14 protein-coding genes are annotated in these 17,045 nt (G+C 65.2%); 6 read left to right on the plus strand and 8 right to left on the minus strand.

Annotated features, from left to right (window positions below):
- Positions 1-10 precede the first annotated feature (10 nt).
- The 3 genes from AC58D2_RS04555 to AC58D2_RS04565 form a co-directional block, all read right to left on the minus strand.
- Positions 11-2,605, minus strand: a complete 2,595-nt coding sequence (locus AC58D2_RS04555; RefSeq protein ID WP_497387763.1) for a hypothetical protein — start codon at positions 2,603-2,605, stop codon at positions 11-13.
- Between the two features lie 175 nt (positions 2,606-2,780).
- A complete protein-coding gene (locus AC58D2_RS04560) occupies positions 2,781-3,341 on the minus strand; it encodes a PraA/PraB family alkane oxidation protein activator (RefSeq protein WP_497387765.1) in 561 nt (186 codons plus the stop codon).
- Positions 3,342-3,568: 227 nt separating this feature from the next.
- The gene (locus AC58D2_RS04565; protein ID WP_497387767.1) at positions 3,569-6,604 is read right to left on the minus strand and encodes a TonB-dependent receptor; all 3,036 of its coding nucleotides are present in this window, start codon (positions 6,602-6,604) and stop codon (positions 3,569-3,571) included.
- 285 nt (positions 6,605-6,889) lie between these two features.
- Here AC58D2_RS04565 and AC58D2_RS04570 point away from each other — a divergent pair, with 285 nt between their 5' ends.
- From AC58D2_RS04570 to AC58D2_RS04590, 5 genes are all read left to right on the plus strand, one after another.
- Positions 6,890-7,321 (plus strand): MerC domain-containing protein, encoded by a 432-nt coding sequence (locus AC58D2_RS04570; RefSeq protein WP_497387769.1) that lies wholly within the window; start codon positions 6,890-6,892, stop codon positions 7,319-7,321.
- 90 nt (positions 7,322-7,411) lie between these two features.
- Positions 7,412-7,876, plus strand: coding sequence for a Fur family transcriptional regulator (locus tag AC58D2_RS04575; protein ID WP_497387770.1), 465 nt, complete (start codon positions 7,412-7,414; stop codon positions 7,874-7,876).
- Between the two features lie 102 nt (positions 7,877-7,978).
- On the plus strand, positions 7,979-9,502 hold the full coding sequence (locus AC58D2_RS04580; protein WP_497387772.1) for a fumarate hydratase: 1,524 nt from the start codon (positions 7,979-7,981) through the stop codon (positions 9,500-9,502).
- Positions 9,503-9,595: 93 nt separating this feature from the next.
- On the plus strand, positions 9,596-10,090 hold the full coding sequence (locus tag AC58D2_RS04585; RefSeq protein ID WP_497387774.1) for a hypothetical protein: 495 nt from the start codon (positions 9,596-9,598) through the stop codon (positions 10,088-10,090).
- A 23-nt stretch (positions 10,091-10,113) separates the two neighbouring features.
- Complete coding sequence (locus AC58D2_RS04590) at positions 10,114-10,569, plus strand: VOC family protein (RefSeq protein WP_497387776.1); 456 nt, start codon at positions 10,114-10,116, stop codon at positions 10,567-10,569.
- On the opposite strand, the gene AC58D2_RS04595 is transcribed toward AC58D2_RS04590, so the two are convergent.
- Positions 10,566-11,735, minus strand: a complete 1,170-nt coding sequence (locus tag AC58D2_RS04595) for a DUF481 domain-containing protein (protein WP_497387778.1) — start codon at positions 11,733-11,735, stop codon at positions 10,566-10,568. The genes AC58D2_RS04590 and AC58D2_RS04595 overlap by 4 nt on opposite strands.
- A gap of 180 nt (positions 11,736-11,915) precedes the next feature.
- Here AC58D2_RS04595 and AC58D2_RS04600 point away from each other — a divergent pair, with 180 nt between their 5' ends.
- Positions 11,916-12,140: a hypothetical protein gene (locus tag AC58D2_RS04600; RefSeq protein WP_497387780.1), complete on the plus strand. Its 225-nt coding sequence runs from the start codon at positions 11,916-11,918 to the stop codon at positions 12,138-12,140.
- Between the two features lie 5 nt (positions 12,141-12,145).
- Here AC58D2_RS04600 and AC58D2_RS04605 read toward each other — a convergent pair whose 3' ends face one another.
- The 4 genes from AC58D2_RS04605 to AC58D2_RS04620 form a co-directional block, all read right to left on the minus strand.
- Positions 12,146-12,457 (minus strand): hypothetical protein, encoded by a 312-nt coding sequence (locus AC58D2_RS04605; RefSeq protein WP_497387782.1) that lies wholly within the window; start codon positions 12,455-12,457, stop codon positions 12,146-12,148.
- A 9-nt stretch (positions 12,458-12,466) separates the two neighbouring features.
- Positions 12,467-13,609 (minus strand): serine hydrolase, encoded by a 1,143-nt coding sequence (locus AC58D2_RS04610; protein WP_497387783.1) that lies wholly within the window; start codon positions 13,607-13,609, stop codon positions 12,467-12,469.
- A gap of 133 nt (positions 13,610-13,742) precedes the next feature.
- Entirely contained in the window at positions 13,743-14,411 is a 669-nt protein-coding gene (gene msrA, locus AC58D2_RS04615; RefSeq protein WP_497387880.1) for a peptide-methionine (S)-S-oxide reductase MsrA, read from the minus strand.
- Positions 14,412-14,753: 342 nt separating this feature from the next.
- Positions 14,754-16,934: a sodium-translocating pyrophosphatase gene (locus AC58D2_RS04620; protein WP_497387785.1), complete on the minus strand. Its 2,181-nt coding sequence runs from the start codon at positions 16,932-16,934 to the stop codon at positions 14,754-14,756.
- Positions 16,935-17,045: the final 111 nt, after the last annotated feature.

The following is a 17,045-nucleotide window of genomic DNA, read 5'->3' on the forward strand; positions in this document are numbered from 1 at the left end:
AGCCGGGCCTCTAGAAGCGTTTGCGCAAGGTCAACTCGATCGTACGCCCAAGCGGATCGACCTCGTCGCGACTGTATCCGGGTGCGGTTTCTCCGTTCGATAGGGTTGCGCGGCGGTAATCGTCGAGAACATTGTCGATATCGAGCGACACTTTCACGTCCCTGAGCCACGCCGATCGCCCGGCGCTGTCCCAAATATGCTCGGGCTCGACGAACAGGCCCACCGAGACGAGAAGCGGCGCACGATAGCGATAGGACGTGGCTTCGTCCGGGCCCCTGACGCGCGCCGGGCTGCTCCAGCTTCCCTTGATCTCCGCGCCCATGCCCTTTCTGCCGACCGTGGCTTGAAACGACAGGAAATGACGCGCCTGACCGGTGTCGGAGAGCCGGTCGATCGACGGCGCCCCGGCGCGGGTCCGTACGCTGTTCTCGAGCCGCCAGCTATGATTGAGCGACAGCGAAACGCGAAGCGGCGGACGCCGCCGCTCGCGCGCCGCGCCCCGACCGCGCGGCTGCCGGCTACCTGGCAGACGCAGGATGATGCTCGAGGCAAGTTCGGCATCGCGGGTCGACGCCAGGTTGATCGCACGCGCGTCGACCGCAACGAGCCGCCCCGCCCCATCGCGCGTCACCCGATCCGGGAACGCCGCTTCGATCGCCGGCGTCAGCTCCGGAAACGGCGCAATGCCGTCCCTCCCCCGATGCGCGCGATACGCGACGTTGAAAATCAGCGAACGGTCGGCAAGCGGACGCAATTGCAGCCCAAGCGAAAGCGTGCGCCGACTGCCGTCGCGAAGCCGCGGGTTCCCGCCGGTAATCCAGATCGGCTCGGCCACCTCCCGACGCCCGAAATCATAGATGCGATTGACCGTTTCGACGCGCGGGGCGCCAAGTTGTTCGGCAGATGCAACGACCTGTTCCTGCTCGAACGAGCCGCGAAACTCCACCGCGTCGACCGGGGACCAGGTCAGGCTGCCGCCATAGCGTGTACGAAGCCGCGTGCCCGACGACAGCTGCCCCCCCGCTGATACTTCGAGCACAAGGTCGCCCAGCGGCGCGAGCCCGGCCTTGCCGCGGCGCGATACGGGCAGGCTGAACGCCAGGCGGCCTCCGGCCTCCCTGCGCCGGCGCCGGTCCGCGTCGACCGCGTCGGCCGATTCGTCGAATGTCCGGTAGTCGGTTCGGCTCTGGCTGGCATTGAACGACATATTGGCCGTCGCATCCCCGGCCGGGAGCGTGACGAGCGATCGCAGCACATTGAACCGCAGACCGGCACTTTCGCTGTTCGAGCGGCTGCGCTGCCTGCGCCGGAAGCGATCGCCCCAGTCTTCATAGGGGTTGAACGACGGGTCTCCCGCCCCGATCAACGCCTGCGCGGCGTCGCTGCCGTCTTCCCGATCGAGCCGGTTCCGCGCCCAGGTCCGCGCATAATTGCCCGACATATTGACCCGCCAGCCGTGGAAGCGCCCCGACAGGGTCAGCGACAAGCCCAGCGAATCGGACCCGCTCTCGTTTCGCAGCGGCGCCCCGCCCGCCGCGGGGCGCACGAGCAGCACGTCATCGGCGAAAGGCGACCAGGGGCTCGCCCCGGGCAACACGAACGATTGCATCGGAACACCGCGCAGGCTGGCACGGCGGTTCGCGGTGGCATCGAGGCTGAACGAGGCGGTGAAAGGGCCGAGCGGCCGGCTGACCCCGAGCGTCGCCGACAAGGTACGCCGGCTGGGCCGCAGGGTTTCGAAGTCGCCCGGATCGCGGCCGTGCTCGACGGGAGCGGTGGCGGCGAAATCGGCGAGCGTCGGCATGCCCTGCAATGCCGCATGGGGAATCGCCGCAGCGGTCACGACCCGGCCCGCCGCCGCGCTGAGCGCCGGGTCGATCTCCCGGCCGTCGAACCCGGCGACATGCCCGGCCAGATCGACCGGCTCCGCGTCCTGCGGCACTCGCCGCGCGCTCTTCAGCAAGGCGCTGTCGGCCCTGATCCGCGCCTGAATATTCCAACGGGTCGTGCCCGCAATCGCCGTCTGGCCGATCGTCAGTTCGCCGCCATATTGACCACCAGCGGTCGCGCCGTTCATCGCGACCTCGGCCTGGCGACTGACGAAGGATTTCTTGAGCACGAGGTTTACGACCCGCCGACCCGCCGGCTGGCCATATTGCGCCGCGGCCTCAGGTCGCAAGAGATCGAGGCGATGGAGCGCTTCCGCGGGATAATTGAGTATCGACCGATCATATCCGATCTCGACCCCGTTCACCAGGATGACGGGCCCCTCTTCGTCGCCGCCGAGCAGCGGTCCCAAGCGGGAGACGAGTTCGCCGATGCTGTCGGCGCCATAGCCCGCAATCTCGTCTTCGCCGAACGCCGTTTCGGCAGCGACCTCGGCGCTGCCGAACTCGGGCGCTGTCACCACGATATCGTCCCGCCGCGGGCCGTCCTCGCGCGGCGCCGGCGACGCCGCGACAGCTGCCTTCTCGCCTTCGTTCCCGCTCCACGCCCCGGCCGCGCCGGGCCAGCAGATCAGGAGGATGCAAGGCGCCAGCAAACGGCACGACAGCCGCGACCGGGCCGGATTGGCATCGTCTGGAGGAGCGCGGTTTCGGTCCAAGGGATTGTCCGTTGGGTGTCAAAGCGCGACGGGGCACGGCATCCCGGTCCCCGTCGCCGTTCACCCATTTTCGAGCGCGTGTGAAATGCGAGGAGACGGACGCACGATACCGTGCGCCCGTCCCCGGCTTGCCATTCATCCGAAGCGGACATGGCAAGGCTGGCCGCGGCCCCGCTCAGTGATTGGGATTATGATCCGAATCGAGCGAGTCGTTGACGTCGACCGACGACGGCGAAACCAGATCGAGCGTACCGTTCATCGTGCAGTCCGATCCGCTTACCGCGGGCAACGTGCCCGACACGGTCAGCGTTTGCGCCGATTCATCCCACGTTCCGGTGATGTCGCCCTCGCAATTTCCGGGCGTGATCGTGGTCACGAAAACGTCGTGAAGCGTGAAGGTGCCGCCCGACAGCCCGGAGCTGTCATAGGTGATGTCGCCCGCCGAAATCGAGGCGACGTTCACCGAGGCGCAAAGCCCGAGCGTACCGCCGGCAAGCGAGATATTGGCGCTCGTGTTCGCGACGTCGGTATGATCGAACGCCGGACTGGTATCGGCCGAATCGTTCGGTCCGCTGACCGTCAGCGTCGTATCGCAGTCGAGCGAAATGCCCTTGCTGACCGCGACGACGCCTTCGAACACATAGGGCGCCTCGGGGGTGATATAGTCGGCGGCGGCGGCGGCCTGTGACGCGACCAGCGCGACCGACCCGGCCAGATATGCAATTGCCTTTTTCATCTCTTGTCTCCCGGTTCGATATTTTGGTGAAGCCGGACCCTGTTGCCCGACCCGCCCAACTTTTATGACATTGATGTCAATGTCAATTGACATTCAAACCTAACCGGATGTTAATCAAAGGGTTATTCGGCACATTTCCCGGACTCCTCCGTTATGGAGGAGTCCGGGTGCCCGCCATCGCCGGAGTGAGAGGAATCCCCGGGCGTCCCCATGGCAGATGCGGCTCGTCAAAAGCTCTTGGTGACGCTGAACCCGATAATCCGGGGGTCGAGCGTGAAGACATTGGTTGTCAGACCGGTGTCGTCGCTGTTGGTGAAGAAGTCGGTGATCGGCGCATCGTCGAACAGATTCTTCACATAGAGCTGGAATGCGAGCTCGGATTCCGGACGCGTCAGGGTCACCGCGAGATTGACATTGTCCCAGGCCTTCAGCCGGTCGTAAGCGGTATTATAGATGCGCGCATAGCTTTTCGCCTGGCGATAATAATCGCCGCGCAGCGTCAGTTCCCAATCCCCGTCCTCGATGAAAAATGTATATTGGGCCCCGACATTGACCGTCCAGCGCGGCGCGTTGGGCAGTTCGTTCCCGCCAAGATCGGCATAAAAGCCGCGCCCTCCATTGGGGGCCCCGCTTCCGCCATCCTCGATGTTCAGCCCCACCGTTTCGGGATTATACGGGGCGAGCGGATCGTAGGTAAAACCGTAAAAGGCCCAGAAAGGAACCTGTCCCGGGGTCGCCGTCGGATCGAAATTGCCGATGCGGTTCGACCCCGCGCACAGCGCCGAGAGCGCCAGCGGCTGCAAGCCGGCGAAACCCTGCAGCACCTTTTCGACGAACGCGCGCGGCGCGATACAGTTCGACGGCACCTGGAGCCACGGACGCAGCACGACCCAGTCGTCATTGCCCTGGGTCCGGTTCATCACGTCGATCGACTGCGATCCCTTCGCAAGCCGCGTGCGCAGATAGCCGACGTTGGCGTCGAGACGGAAGGCACGCGAAGGGCGCCATGCGGCCTCGAATTCAAGTCCCCAGCTCGTCGCGTCGAAATTCTCGTTGAACGCGATGCGGTCGACGATCTGCGATACCTGGTAATCCTTGTAGTCGTAGAAGAAGGCGTTGGCATTCAGGATGAAGCGCCCGCCATCGAAGCTGTTCTTGGTGCCGATCTCGAACGCGTTCAGATATTCGGGCCGAAAGGTCTGCGGCAGGAACTGATATTGCACGACGTCGGGATTGAAATCGACGCGTGGCGGATTGGTGCCGCCGCCCTTGTATCCGCGCGATGCCGACAGATAGACGAGCGTATCGTCGGTGAAGGCCAGATCGGGTTTCCAGTCGAGCACCGCGCGGCCGGTAAATTTGCTCCATTTCTGCCGGATGTCGGCGAGCGCGGGATAGCCGCTGTTGACGCGGCCGCCGGTGATCCCGCCGGGTATGTCGGTCTCGGTCCCGCCACCGAGCAAAAGCTGGCTGGGGATCTGGTCCGACACCTTCTTGTCCCGGGTGTAGCGGCCGCCGAGCGTCAGCTTCAGAGTGTCGCCGATATTCCAATAGACCTCCCCGAACGCGGCCCAGCTTTTGATCCGCACCCCGTTCTGGCTGAGGAAATAATTATGCCCCTGGTCGTTCAGGCTGCCGATCGGGTTGGGATCGACATAGACGCATTCGCGCCCTTCATAACCAAGCTCGCACGGCAACGTCGCATTCTGCCCCGATTCCGGATAGCCCGCCGAGGGCACCTTGCTGTAGAACCAGTCGGCGATGAGCGTGAACATGTTATTGAAAACATAGTAATTATCTTGCGATTTGAAGTCGAGATAATTGGCGCCGACGTTGAAATTCACCGGCCCTTCGAAATCGGACTGGAGGCGAATTTCCTGCGACCATTGCCGATTACGCGACTGGCTGAGGTCGGCGGACACCATGCGGTCCGAACATCCGAGCTGAGGATCGCAGAAGACCCCGCCGGGGGTCGGTCCCGGATAGGTATCGGTATCGAGCGGATTGCCGCGGACGTCGACCAGCGGCTGGGTCGAATCGTTGAACAGCGGCACCGAAACGAACCGGCTATAATCCTGGGTCGAGAAATAGCGGTCGCGCGCGTAGGCGGTTTGCGACACGAAGGTCAGCCCGTCCGACGGCTGGAATTCGAGGTTCAGCTGAACCACGTCGTTTTTGGCGCGGAACCGCGGGTCGTAGCTGGTCGAGATTTCCCGCAGATCGCGCGACTGGGTCAGCCCCTGATAGGGATCGTTGGTATTGGTCACATTGACGACCGGCCCCCGCCGTCCCCCCGGAAGCGGCTCATAGCCTAGCGAAATACCGCTGGGGATCGTCAGATAGACCAGGCTGCCGCCGTTCGGGACGCCATAGGCGGCGTCGTCATAGAGCGAGCCGGGCAGGCACCCCTGACTCATGCGCCCGCGCAGCACCGGATCGGTCACCTCGATGTCGCCGATCATCGATGGGCCCGGGTCGTTGGTGCAAAGCTGCTTGCCGGTACGCGAGCGATTGTCGTCCTCTTCGAAATGCTGCCATATCACATTCGCGCGGAACCGATCGCTGGGTTCCCATTGCACGGTCGCGCGGGTCGACCACAGGTCGCGGCCATTGACGCGCTTTTGGGTGAAGGAATTATAGTCGAAGCCGTCGCGCTTCGTCCACGCGCCCGCCACGCGCACGCCCAGCGTCTCGCCAAGCGGCAGGTTCAGCATTCCGCTCAGCCGCCTGGTATCGAAGCTGCCGACCTCGCCCTTGGCCATTGCCTCGAATTCGGACTTGGGCAGCGCCGGAATCACGTTGACGACCCCGGCCGTCGCATTGCGACCGTACAGCGTTCCCTGGGGTCCGCGCAGCACTTCGACCCGTTCGAGATCGAAAAATTCCGATTCGAACAGGCGGTTGCGCACGAGCGGTGTGTTGTTGAAGCTCACCGCCACCGCCGGGTCGCTCGATGCGGAAATCGCCTTGGTCCCGATCCCGCGGATCGAGAAATTATACATGCTGAAGTTGCTTTTCGAGAAATTGACGTTCGGGATCGCCCGCAGCAGTTCCGAACCGCCCTCTATCTTGCGATCGTCGAGGGCCTGCGCCGACAGCGCGGTCATCGCGATCGGCACGTCGATGATCGCCTCTTCGCGCTTTTGCGCGGTAACGATGATGACATTGTCGTCGTCGGCGGCGCCGCGCGGCGTTGCCTCGCCACCGTCCTGCGCCATTGCCGGCGTCGCCAGCGCGGTCCCCAAGGCAAAAAGGCTGATCATGCGCGGCGCACGCGCAAACCCGACAGTCCGCATATCCTCTCCCCTGTTATGTGCCGATACCGGCCGGAGCATTCTCCTGATCCGAAGCTGGCCGATGTTCACATTGATGTCAATATCAATAAACATTGTTGCAAATGTCAATATGCCGGGGAGGACCCTGTCCGAACAGTATGGGCGGCCCGCGCGGCGCGCGCGCAGCCGGGGCCACCGAAGATGCAATGTTATGTTGTAACCTTCTTCATGTTATGCCATATCGTCGCCGTCCAACGGCCAACGGAGAATCGGGTGACCGACGTCGCCATCCCCGCCCCTGCCCCGACGCGCCTCGGCGCGATCGTTCGGGCTGCGCGCGATTCGCGGCCGCTCACCGCCCTTTCCGGCGATCAACTCGCGATGGGACTGTCGGGGCTGTGCCTTGTCCACTGTCTTGCGAGCACGATCTTTTTCGCATCGGTCGCCTCGCTCGGCGGGGCGCTGCACAATCCCCTGTTCCACGAGGTCGGCCTGGTCATCGCGATCGGCTTTGCGCTGGTGACGCTGCTCGCCGGCGTCTTGAGCCACGGCTACATGATGCCCTTTGCGGTGGGCAGCTTCGGGCTCGGCATCATGGCCGGCGCGCTGGCGCGGCCGCACGACGGCAGCGAAGTGATCGCGACGATGATCGGCGTCGCGGTGGTCGCGCTCGGCCACGACCTCAACCGCCGCGCGACGCACTGAGCGTCGCCCCCGCGCCTTGCGGCGCCGAACAGGAAAGCCTACATTATGCCCGCGTCGGCCGTTCGGGTCCGGCGCACAGAGGACAGGCCAATGGGCAAGCACCAGCACCAGCATGTCGAAGCCAGCGGCGCGTCGCTCGCGCGCGCGGCCCAGGATACGCTGGAAAAGGCGGGCGAGGCCTGGACCGGCATGCGCGCCGAAATCTTCGACGCGGTCGCCGAAATCGGCAAGCCCGCGAGCGCCTATGAAATCGCCGACATCGTATCGCAGAAGCGTGGCAAGCGGGTCGCCCCGAACAGCGTCTATCGCATCCTCGACCTGTTCGTCGCCAACAACCTCGTCCGCCGGGTCGAGAGCGCCAACGCCTTCGTTGCGAACAGCCACCCCGGCTGCCTGCACGACTGTATCTTCCTGATCTGCGACAGCTGCGGCAGCGCCGTGCATGTCGACGACGACACGCTCGCCGGCGGGGTGCGCGCCGCGGCCGAAGCGACCGGCTTTTCGGCCGAACGCCCGGTGATCGAAGTGCGCGGCAAATGCGCCGAGTGCCAATAGCGACGCACGGACCGGCCCGCCGCCCGGCAAGCCCCCTTTTCGTGGCCCCCCAGCGGGTCTAGGGGAAGCCCCGAATCCGAAACACGGGCAAGAGGGCTGCATATGAACACCGTCATCATTCGCGAGGACGACCTGATCGAAACGGTCGCCGACGCGCTCCAGTACATCAGCTATTTTCACCCGATGGACTATATCCGCGCGCTCGGCGCAGCGTATGAGCGCGAAGTGTCGCCCGCCGCGAAGGACGCGATGGCGCAAATCCTGTCGAACAGCCGCCTATGCGCCGAGGGGCACCGCCCGATCTGCCAGGACACGGGCATCGTCACCGTCTTCGTCAAATGGGGCATGGACTGCCGCCTCGACAGTCCGCGCAGCCTGCAACAGGTCGTCGATGAAGGCGTGCGCAAGGCCTATCTGCACCCCGACAACAAGCTGCGCGCCTCGATCCTCGCCGACCCGGCGTTCAGCCGCGTCAACACAAAGGACAACACCCCGTCGGTACTCAACGTCGAGATGGTGCCCGGCGACAAGGTGCATATCGACGTCGCGGCCAAGGGCGGCGGCAGCGAAAACAAGTCGAAGTTCAAGATGCTCAATCCGTCGGACTCGATCGTCGACTGGGTCCTCGACATGGTGCCGCAGATGGGCGCCGGCTGGTGCCCGCCGGGAATGCTGGGCATCGGTATCGGCGGCACCGCCGAAAAGGCGATGCTGCTCGCCAAGCAATCGCTGATGGATCCGATCGACATGACCGAACTGCTGGCGCGCGGCCCGGCCTCGCCGCTCGAGGAGCTGCGCATCGAGCTGTATGAAAAGGTCAACGCGCTCGGCATCGGGGCGCAGGGGCTCGGCGGCCTCGCCACCGTGCTCGACATCAAGATCAAGGACTGGCCGACCCACGCCGCGTCGAAACCCGTCGCGATGATCCCCAATTGCGCCGCGACGCGCCACGCGCATGTCACGCTCGACGGCAGCGGCCCCGCCTTCCTAGAGCCGCCGGTGCTCGCCGACTATCCGCAGATCGACTGGGCGCCCGACAGCGCCGCGAAGCGCGTCGACCTCGACACGTTGACGCCCGAGGTCGTCGCGAGCTGGAAACAGGGCGACCGTATCCTCCTCAATGGCAAGATGCTCACCGGCCGCGACGCCGCGCACAAGCGCATCGCCGACATGCTCGCCAAGGGTGAAGAACTGCCGGTCGAGTTCAAGGGCCGGGTGATCTACTATGTCGGTCCGGTCGACCCGGTCGGCGAGGAAATCGTCGGTCCCGCCGGCCCCACCACCGCGACGCGCATGGACAAGTTCATGGACATGATGCTCGAACAGGGCCTGCTCGCCTGTGTCGGCAAGGCCGAACGCGGCCCCGCCGCGACGCAGGCGATCGCCAAGCACAAGAGCGCCTATCTGATGGCGGTCGGGGGCGCCGCCTATCTCGTCGCGCGCGCGATCAAGGGCAGCAAGGTCGTCGGCTTCGCCGACCTCGGCATGGAAGCGATCTACGAATTCGAGGTCAAGGATTTCCCCGTCACCGTCGCGGTCGACAGCGAAGGCCAGAATGTCCACGTCAACGCGCCGAAAATCTGGCAAAAGCGGATCAAGGACGAGGGGCTGCTGGAAAGGGCGTGATATCCGGCGACGTCGCTGTGCGACTCCTTCTGTTACCCGCGCGGTCCGGAATGTCCGAGGCGGGATGACGCGCGAAAGGACAAGGCGTTATCGATGAAGCAACCGGTGGACCTTTACTCCCCGCTTCCGCCCGAGGCGATCGCCCGCAAGCTCAAGGCGATCATGGACGACCCGATGACGGACGCGAAGGCCCGCGTCTATGGCGGCGGCACGCAGTATAAGATGATGCTGCGGTACGTCCGGCGAAACTTCCGCAGCAGCCTGTCGCCGGTGCTGACCGCCGACATGACGGCCTGTCGCGGCGGCACCAGGATCACCGGCGCAGTGGGCGCACCGGCGATGGCCAAATATTTCCCGCTTCTCTGGTTCGGTTTCCTGTCGGTCTTCGTCGTCGTCGGCATCGCCGTCGCGGCGGCGGTGCCGAACATGTTGATGTTCGGCATGGCGTTCGCCGGTATCCCGATCCTGATGATGGCGATCGGCGCTCTCGTCTTTCGCCTGACCCCTGACCAGAGCGGGGACGGCGACCGCATCCTGGCCTTCCTGAAGCACGAACTCGACGCGCGTCCGGCGATCGGGCAGGAATGACGCACCAGAAGGAGGAAACGCCCATGTCGGACTTGAACGGCGTCGCGCACGTCATCCTGACCGCCGGCGATTTTCGGCGTTCGACGACCTTCTGGCGCGACGTCATCCGCTACCTCGGGCTCAAGCTGGTGCTCGACAGCGATGCAATGCTTTACGGCGTCGGTGGGCGCACGGCGATCGGCATCCGCACCGGCAGTCCGGACAACGCCGGCAAACGCTTCGACCAGGGCGCGCCGGGATTGCACCATGCCTGCTTCCGGATGCGCGATCGCGACGCGGTCGATCGCCTCTATGCCTTTTTGAAGGATCGGGGCGACATCGCCTTCGTCCACGGACCGCAGGAGGAGCCGTGGGCGCCCGGCTATTATTCGATCCTGTTCGAGGATCCCGACGGCATCCGCATCGAATTCAACCACGTCCCCGGCGCCGGCCTGCTCGCCGAAGGACAGGAGATCGGCGGCGCCGACGTCTTCGACTAAAAGCCATAGACGAGGGTGAAGCGCGTCAGCGTGTCGAGCTTTTCGACCCCCGGCGCCGGGTGCGTGTCATAGGCCGCCAGATAGGCGATGCGGGCGGTGAGCGCGCCCGACAGCTTGGCATTGAGCGCGGTCAGCGAGCTGGTCGACGTCGTCGTTTCGCCGACGATCGTCGATGCGGTCGACGTCAGCTTCAGCGCCGGCGACAATTGCCAGCCAAAGTCGACGCCCGCCAGTCCGGTCAGTTCGCTGTCGTCGGGTTCGACGACGAAGTTCGTCCGGCGCCAGGCCGGTCCGGCCTTCAGGTTCAGCGTCATCGCCTTGCCGTCGATCACCTTGTAGCCGAGCCCGCCCGACAGATTCCAGCGCGCATCGAAACCCTGCATCCGGTCGCGCTCCCAGCGGCCGAGACCATAGACGAAGGTGCGGTCGTTGAGCCGGTATTGCGGTTCATATTCGCCGATGAATTTCTCGGTGGTCGTCTTGCCGTTGGTGCGCTGGTAATCGGCCTGCGCCATCACCCGGTTGTTCCAGTTGAGCCCCTTGCGCGTCAGCGCGACCCCCAGGCTGAGCCCGACCGAGTCGGTGTTCCCGGTCGCCTGCGACGCGCCGATCTGTCCCTCGCCCTTCCAATTCTCCCAGAATTTCGCGCGGGCAAGCCGTTCGCGCTCGGCGGCGGCGGCGGCGCGCTTTTCCGCGGCGCGCTTCTGGCGATAGTCGGTCAGCAGCGCGTCGATCTCGGCGCTCTTGTCGGGGGTCGCCTTCTTTGCGAGCTTGCCCACCGCCTCGACATCGCCGTCCTTCTTGCTCACCATCGCGGCGGCCAGCATATCGCGGACCGGGTCGGGATCGGCCTGTAACCCGCCGTTCCGTTTTGCTTCGTCGGCGGCAAGCATCGCATCGATGTCGCCGATCGAGCGCGGATTGGTCGCCTTGGCGAGCGATACCACCGTTTCGACCTCGCTCTTCTTGCCGCCCTCGAGCGCCGCCGCGATCATCGCGCGGACGGGGTTGGGAAGCGGCCGGGGAACGATTTCGGGAACCAGCGACGGGACGACCGCCGGGATCAGCATCGGCGACACGGTCGGCGCCGCGCCCTGCGCCCACAGGGGCGAGGCCCCCGCCACGAGAGGGAGCGTGAGAGCCGACAGGCGCACAAATTTATTCATCGAACGGGTCCTTCGCCGGGGAGGAGGTGAGGATTTTCGATCGGATAGAGGGGCTTCGCCTCCCCCCGGCACCGGTCATAGGCGCAAAGCCACTGGCATTTCCACCCTTAACCCCCCATGTGCAAACCTATGCTGATCGCCCTTTTTGCCATTTTTTGCGCTGGAGTCGGCAATTTCGCGATGCACCGGGCTTTCATGGAGAGCGACGACCCGCTGGTACAGCAGATGGTCAGGCCGCTGGCCGAACGGGTCGGGCCGCACATCACCTATGTCTTCGAATATCTGCTCCTCGTCGGCGCGATGGCGATCGCCACGAAAAACTGGTTCACCGGCCTGATGCTCTATGGCCTCTATACCATCTTCAATGCGATGGCCTTCAGCTGGATCAGGCATCGCGGCGACTGACGCCCCTAATGCAGCGCGCAGACCGCCGCCGAACTCGTCGAAACCGCCAGGATTTCAGGGTCCTTCAACGCGCGAACCTTGTGCAGGAACTGCGTCAGCGTCAGATCGGCGATCCGCCGATCCTTCAAGCTGCCGAGCGAGGCGATGCGGCGAAGCTGCACCAGCGAAAGCCGGTCGACCATCCGTTCGGCCATGCACGACGCCATCGCATCGGACAGGCCCGCCTCCGCCAGGCCGTTGCGCAGCCGCGTCTCCGGGGTCGCGCAGCCGGCAAGCGCCAGCGGCACCAGAAAGAGCAAGAGCGCCGCGCGCTGCATATCGCGATCCTATCGTCCGTGGAATTCGGCGACCGCGCCCGAAACCGCCTGCATCAGCGCCATGCGTTTCGGGATGGTCGATGTGGTGGTGCCCAGCAATACGACGATGGCATAGCGCGTGCCGTCGGGAGCGGTCGCAATGCCGATGTCGTTATAGCCCGCGGTCATGCCCTTGTAATCCTGTCCGGTACCGGTCTTGTGCATGAACGCCCAGCCCCCGGGCAGCCCGGCCTTCAGCCGTTTTGGCCCGCTGTGGGTCCGGCTCATCACGCCGAGCACATATTTGGTCGATTCGGCCGAGAGCAATTCGCCGCGCGCCAGCCGCGTCAGCGCGCGGGCGATCGCCGCGGGGCTCGCGCCATCGGGCGGATCGGCAAGGTAGGAATCCATCGCCTTTTGCCGGACCCAGTCGGGCAGTTCGGCGCGCGCCTTTTGAAAGGCATAGCCCGAGGAATAGGCCTGCTGCCACTTCAGTCCCGCGGTACCGCTCTGCAACAGCCGCTCGCCCGGTCCGAAACGGATCGATCCCAGATCCTTGCGCGCGATGAAGCTGCGCACGGCCTCCGGTCCGCCGACGGTGCGCAGCAGGCTGTCGTTGGCGGTGTTGTCGCTGTGCGTGATCGCGGTTTCGATAAGGTCGCGCACCGTCATCGTCACCGCACCCTGGCTGCGCACCCGCGCCGCGAGCGGCTGGTGGAACAGCGTCAGATCCTCGGGTCCGATCTCCACCTTGCGGTCAAAGCTCAACTCGCCGCGGTCGATCGCGTCGAGCACCGTCAGCGTCACCCACAGTTTCGACACGCTTTGCTGGGGAAATAGCTGGTCGCCGCGCTCCGAAAAGGCCCAGTCGCCGTCGATCCGCTGGACGGCGATGCCGGTCTTGCCGGGAAAGCTTTGCCACAGGCTGTGGATGCGCGCCTCAAGCCCCGCCGGCGGGCGCTGGAAACCCGGATCGACGACATTCGCCGGGGCCGGCGGCGGAACGGTGCGAACCGGGGTGCCGATCGGCACCGTTGCCGGGCGCGCCGCCGCGCGCGGCGCCGTCCCCGCCTGCGGCGCGGGCGGAATCATGCTGCTGCCGACGCACCCGGCCAGCATCAGCGCACTTGTCGTCACGGCGAGCAGTCGCCTGCCCGAAACATCAATCGTCATCACAACCCCGAACGCAGTCGTCTCGTCTCCCCGACCTTGTCGGTCGGGGCCCGTCGTCCCGCACGGCAGGCGTGCGGGCCAGCGATTTGCGACGAACGATTCTGCCCGCGCGACGAGCAGCGGAACCGGCGCCTTATGGCGCGGGCGTCGCGCGGACCATGGCGGGATAGAGCCGCTTGAAGGCCGCGAGCTTCGGCGCGTCCCAGCGAACGATATAGGCGTGGCCGGGATGCCGCTGCATGAAGTCCTGGTGATAGGCTTCGGCGGGGTAAAATCCCTTGTACCCCTCGACGCGCGCGACGATCGGCCGGGCGAAATAGCTGCCCTTGCCGATCTGCGCGAGATAGGCGGTCGCGACCCGGCGCTGCACCGCGTCGAGCGGGACGATCGCCGCCCGATATTGGGTCCCGCTGTCGGGGCCCTGCCGGTTCTTCAGGGTCGGGTCGGCCACAACCGAGAACAGGATGCGCAGCAGGTCGCCATAGCTGACGACGCGGGGATCATAGGTGATGCGGACCGATTCGGCATGGCCGGTCGTGCCGGTCGAGGTGCGATCGTAGCTGGCGGTCGCCTTGCTTCCGCCGTGATAGCCCGATTCGACCGCGATCACGCCTTTCACGTTGGAAAAAACGCCTTCGACGCCCCAGAAACAGCCGCCGGCCAGGATGGCGGTCGCGCGGCCGGATTTCACCGCGGGGTCGACCGCCGCCGCGGGCAGCTTGACGACGCTTTCGGCCTGCGCCGCGGGTGCGCAGCCGGCAAGGGCGGCGGCGCCAAGCAAGGCGGCAAGGCCGCGGCGCAGCCTCACAGCGGCAGCGGAATGTCCTGCGCCCTCAGCACGACGAACAGCGTGCCGATGGCAAAGCCGGTGAGCATGGTCGGGAGCCAGTCGGAGCGGAGCATGGCGAGCATGATAGCCTCTTTCGTTCATAGCCTGTCATTCGGGACACATCGCATCCCGGTTACACTGGCCATGGCACGCCCCGACCATCTGCGCAGTGACGGCGATCACGTCTAGCAGCAAAGGCTTACTTTCGCGTGAACCGGCCGGTCGTCCGGCGTTCATCGCGACCGTGCATCCTCCACACACGAAAAGCCCCGCCGGATCGCTCCGGCGGGGCTTCGTTGCCACCCGAGGGCGGGGTCAGCCGACGGCGTGTCCCGCCAGCGCCGCGAGCAGCAGCAATGCGACGATGTTGGTGATCTTGATCATCGGGTTGACGGCCGGACCCGCGGTATCCTTGTAAGGATCGCCGACGGTGTCGCCCGTCACGGCCGCCTTGTGGGCTTCGCTGCCCTTGCCGCCGTGATTGCCGTCCTCGATATATTTTTTGGCATTGTCCCACGCGCCGCCGCCCGACGTCATCGAGAGCGCGACGAACAAGCCGCCGACGATCACGCCGAGCAGCAGGGCGCCGAGCGCGGCAAAGCCGTTCTCCTGACCCGCAACCGCCGAGATCACGAAATAGACGACGATCGGCGCGAGCACCGGCAGCAGCGAGGGGACGATCATTTCCTTGATCGCCGCCTTGGTGACAAGGTCGACCGTGCGCGCATATTGGGGCTTCGACGTGCCCGCCATGATGCCGGGGTCGTTCGCGAACTGCTCGCGCACGTCCTTGACCACATCGCCCGCCGCGCGGCCGACCGCGGTCATGCCCATCGCCCCGAAGAGATAGGGCAAGAGCGCGCCGAGCAGCAGCCCGACGATGACATAGGGGTTCTCGAGACTGAAATTGACCGTCAGGTCGGGGAAGAATTCCCTGAGGTCGGTGGTGTACGCGGCAAACAGCACCAGCGCTGCGAGCCCCGCCGAACCGATCGCATAGCCTTTGGTCACCGCCTTCGTCGTGTTGCCCACCGCGTCGAGCAGGTCGGTCTTTTCGCGCACACTGTCGTCGAGTCCGGCCATTTCGGCGATGCCGCCGGCATTGTCGGTTACCGGACCATAGGCATCGAGCGCAACGACCATCCCCGCAAGCGCCAGCATCGCGGTCGCGCCATAGGCGATACCGATCAGCCCTGCGAGCTGATAGGCGATGATGATCCCCGCGACGATCACCAGCGTCGGCAGCGCCGTCGCCTCGAGGCTGATGGCAAGGCCCTGGATCACATTGGTCCCGTGGCCCGTTTCCGACGCCTTGGCGATCGAGCGCACCGGGCGGAAGTTGGTGCCGGTGTAATATTCGGTGATCCAGATGATCAGGCCGGTGATGACGAGCCCGAGCAGCGAACACCAGAAGAGGTCCATGCCGGTGAAACCGCCGACGACTTCGGAAACGCCTTCGGCCGCGACCACTTGCCCGCCGATCGCGGTCGCTTCGCCCGCATCGACGAGCGCGCCGCCGATCACCGTATCAAAACCGCCGAGCGTATAATGGATCGCGGCGAGAATGGCCGGCACGGCAAGCACGGCGGAGACAAGAAAGCCCTTGTACATCGCGCCCATGACGTTGTTCGACCCGCCGAGGCGGACGAAATAGGTGCCGATGATCGAAGTGACGATGCACACACCGCCGATCAGCAGCGGCAAGGCCATCAGTCCTGGCAGCATCTCGCCGGCGCCCTTGAGCAGCAGCGCGGTCAGCACCATCGTCGCGCCGACGGTGACGACATAGGTTTCGAACAAATCGGCGGCCATGCCGGCGCAGTCGCCGACATTGTCGCCGACGTTATCGGCGATCACCGCGGGGTTGCGCGGATCGTCCTCCGGAATGCCCGCCTCGACCTTGCCGACCAGGTCGGCGCCGACGTCGGCGGCCTTGGTGAAGATGCCGCCGCCGAGACGCGCGAATATCGAGATCAGCGAGGCGCCGAACGCCAGCGCGACGAGCCCGTCGACGACCGTGCGATCGTCGCCGCCCACCGTCTTGCCCATCTGCGTCGTCAGCACCCAATAGAAAACCGAGATCGCGAGCAGCGCCAGGCCGGCGACCAGCAGGCCGGTGATCGCGCCGGCGCGAAACGCCAGCGTCAGGCCCGATTGCAGCCCTTTCTGCGCAGCTGCGGCGGTGCGTACGTTCGACCGCACCGAGATATTCATGCCGATGAATCCCGCGACGCCCGAAAGGATCGACCCGATGACGAAACCGGCCGCCGAAACCGGGCCGAGCGCCCAGGCGACGATGACCGCGACAACGACGCCGACGATGGCGATCGTGCTGTATTGACGTTTCAGATAAGCCTGTGCGCCTTCCTGGATGGCGGCGGCGATTTCCTGCATTTTTTCATTCCCCGCCGAGGCGCCGAGCACCTGCCGCGAGGTAATGAATCCATAGAGCACGGCCAAAAGGCCGCACGCTATCGCGATCAAGACCGGATTCATGCGTGTCTGTTCCTTCCCCATTGACGAGGGGTCACAGCGTAGCAGTCGAGCACGTCCGACTTATTGTTGCCGGTTCGCTCTCTCCCTGATGCGACCGCCCCAAATTTTGGA

It is taken from the genome of Sphingopyxis sp. CR5 (assembly GCF_059693785.1).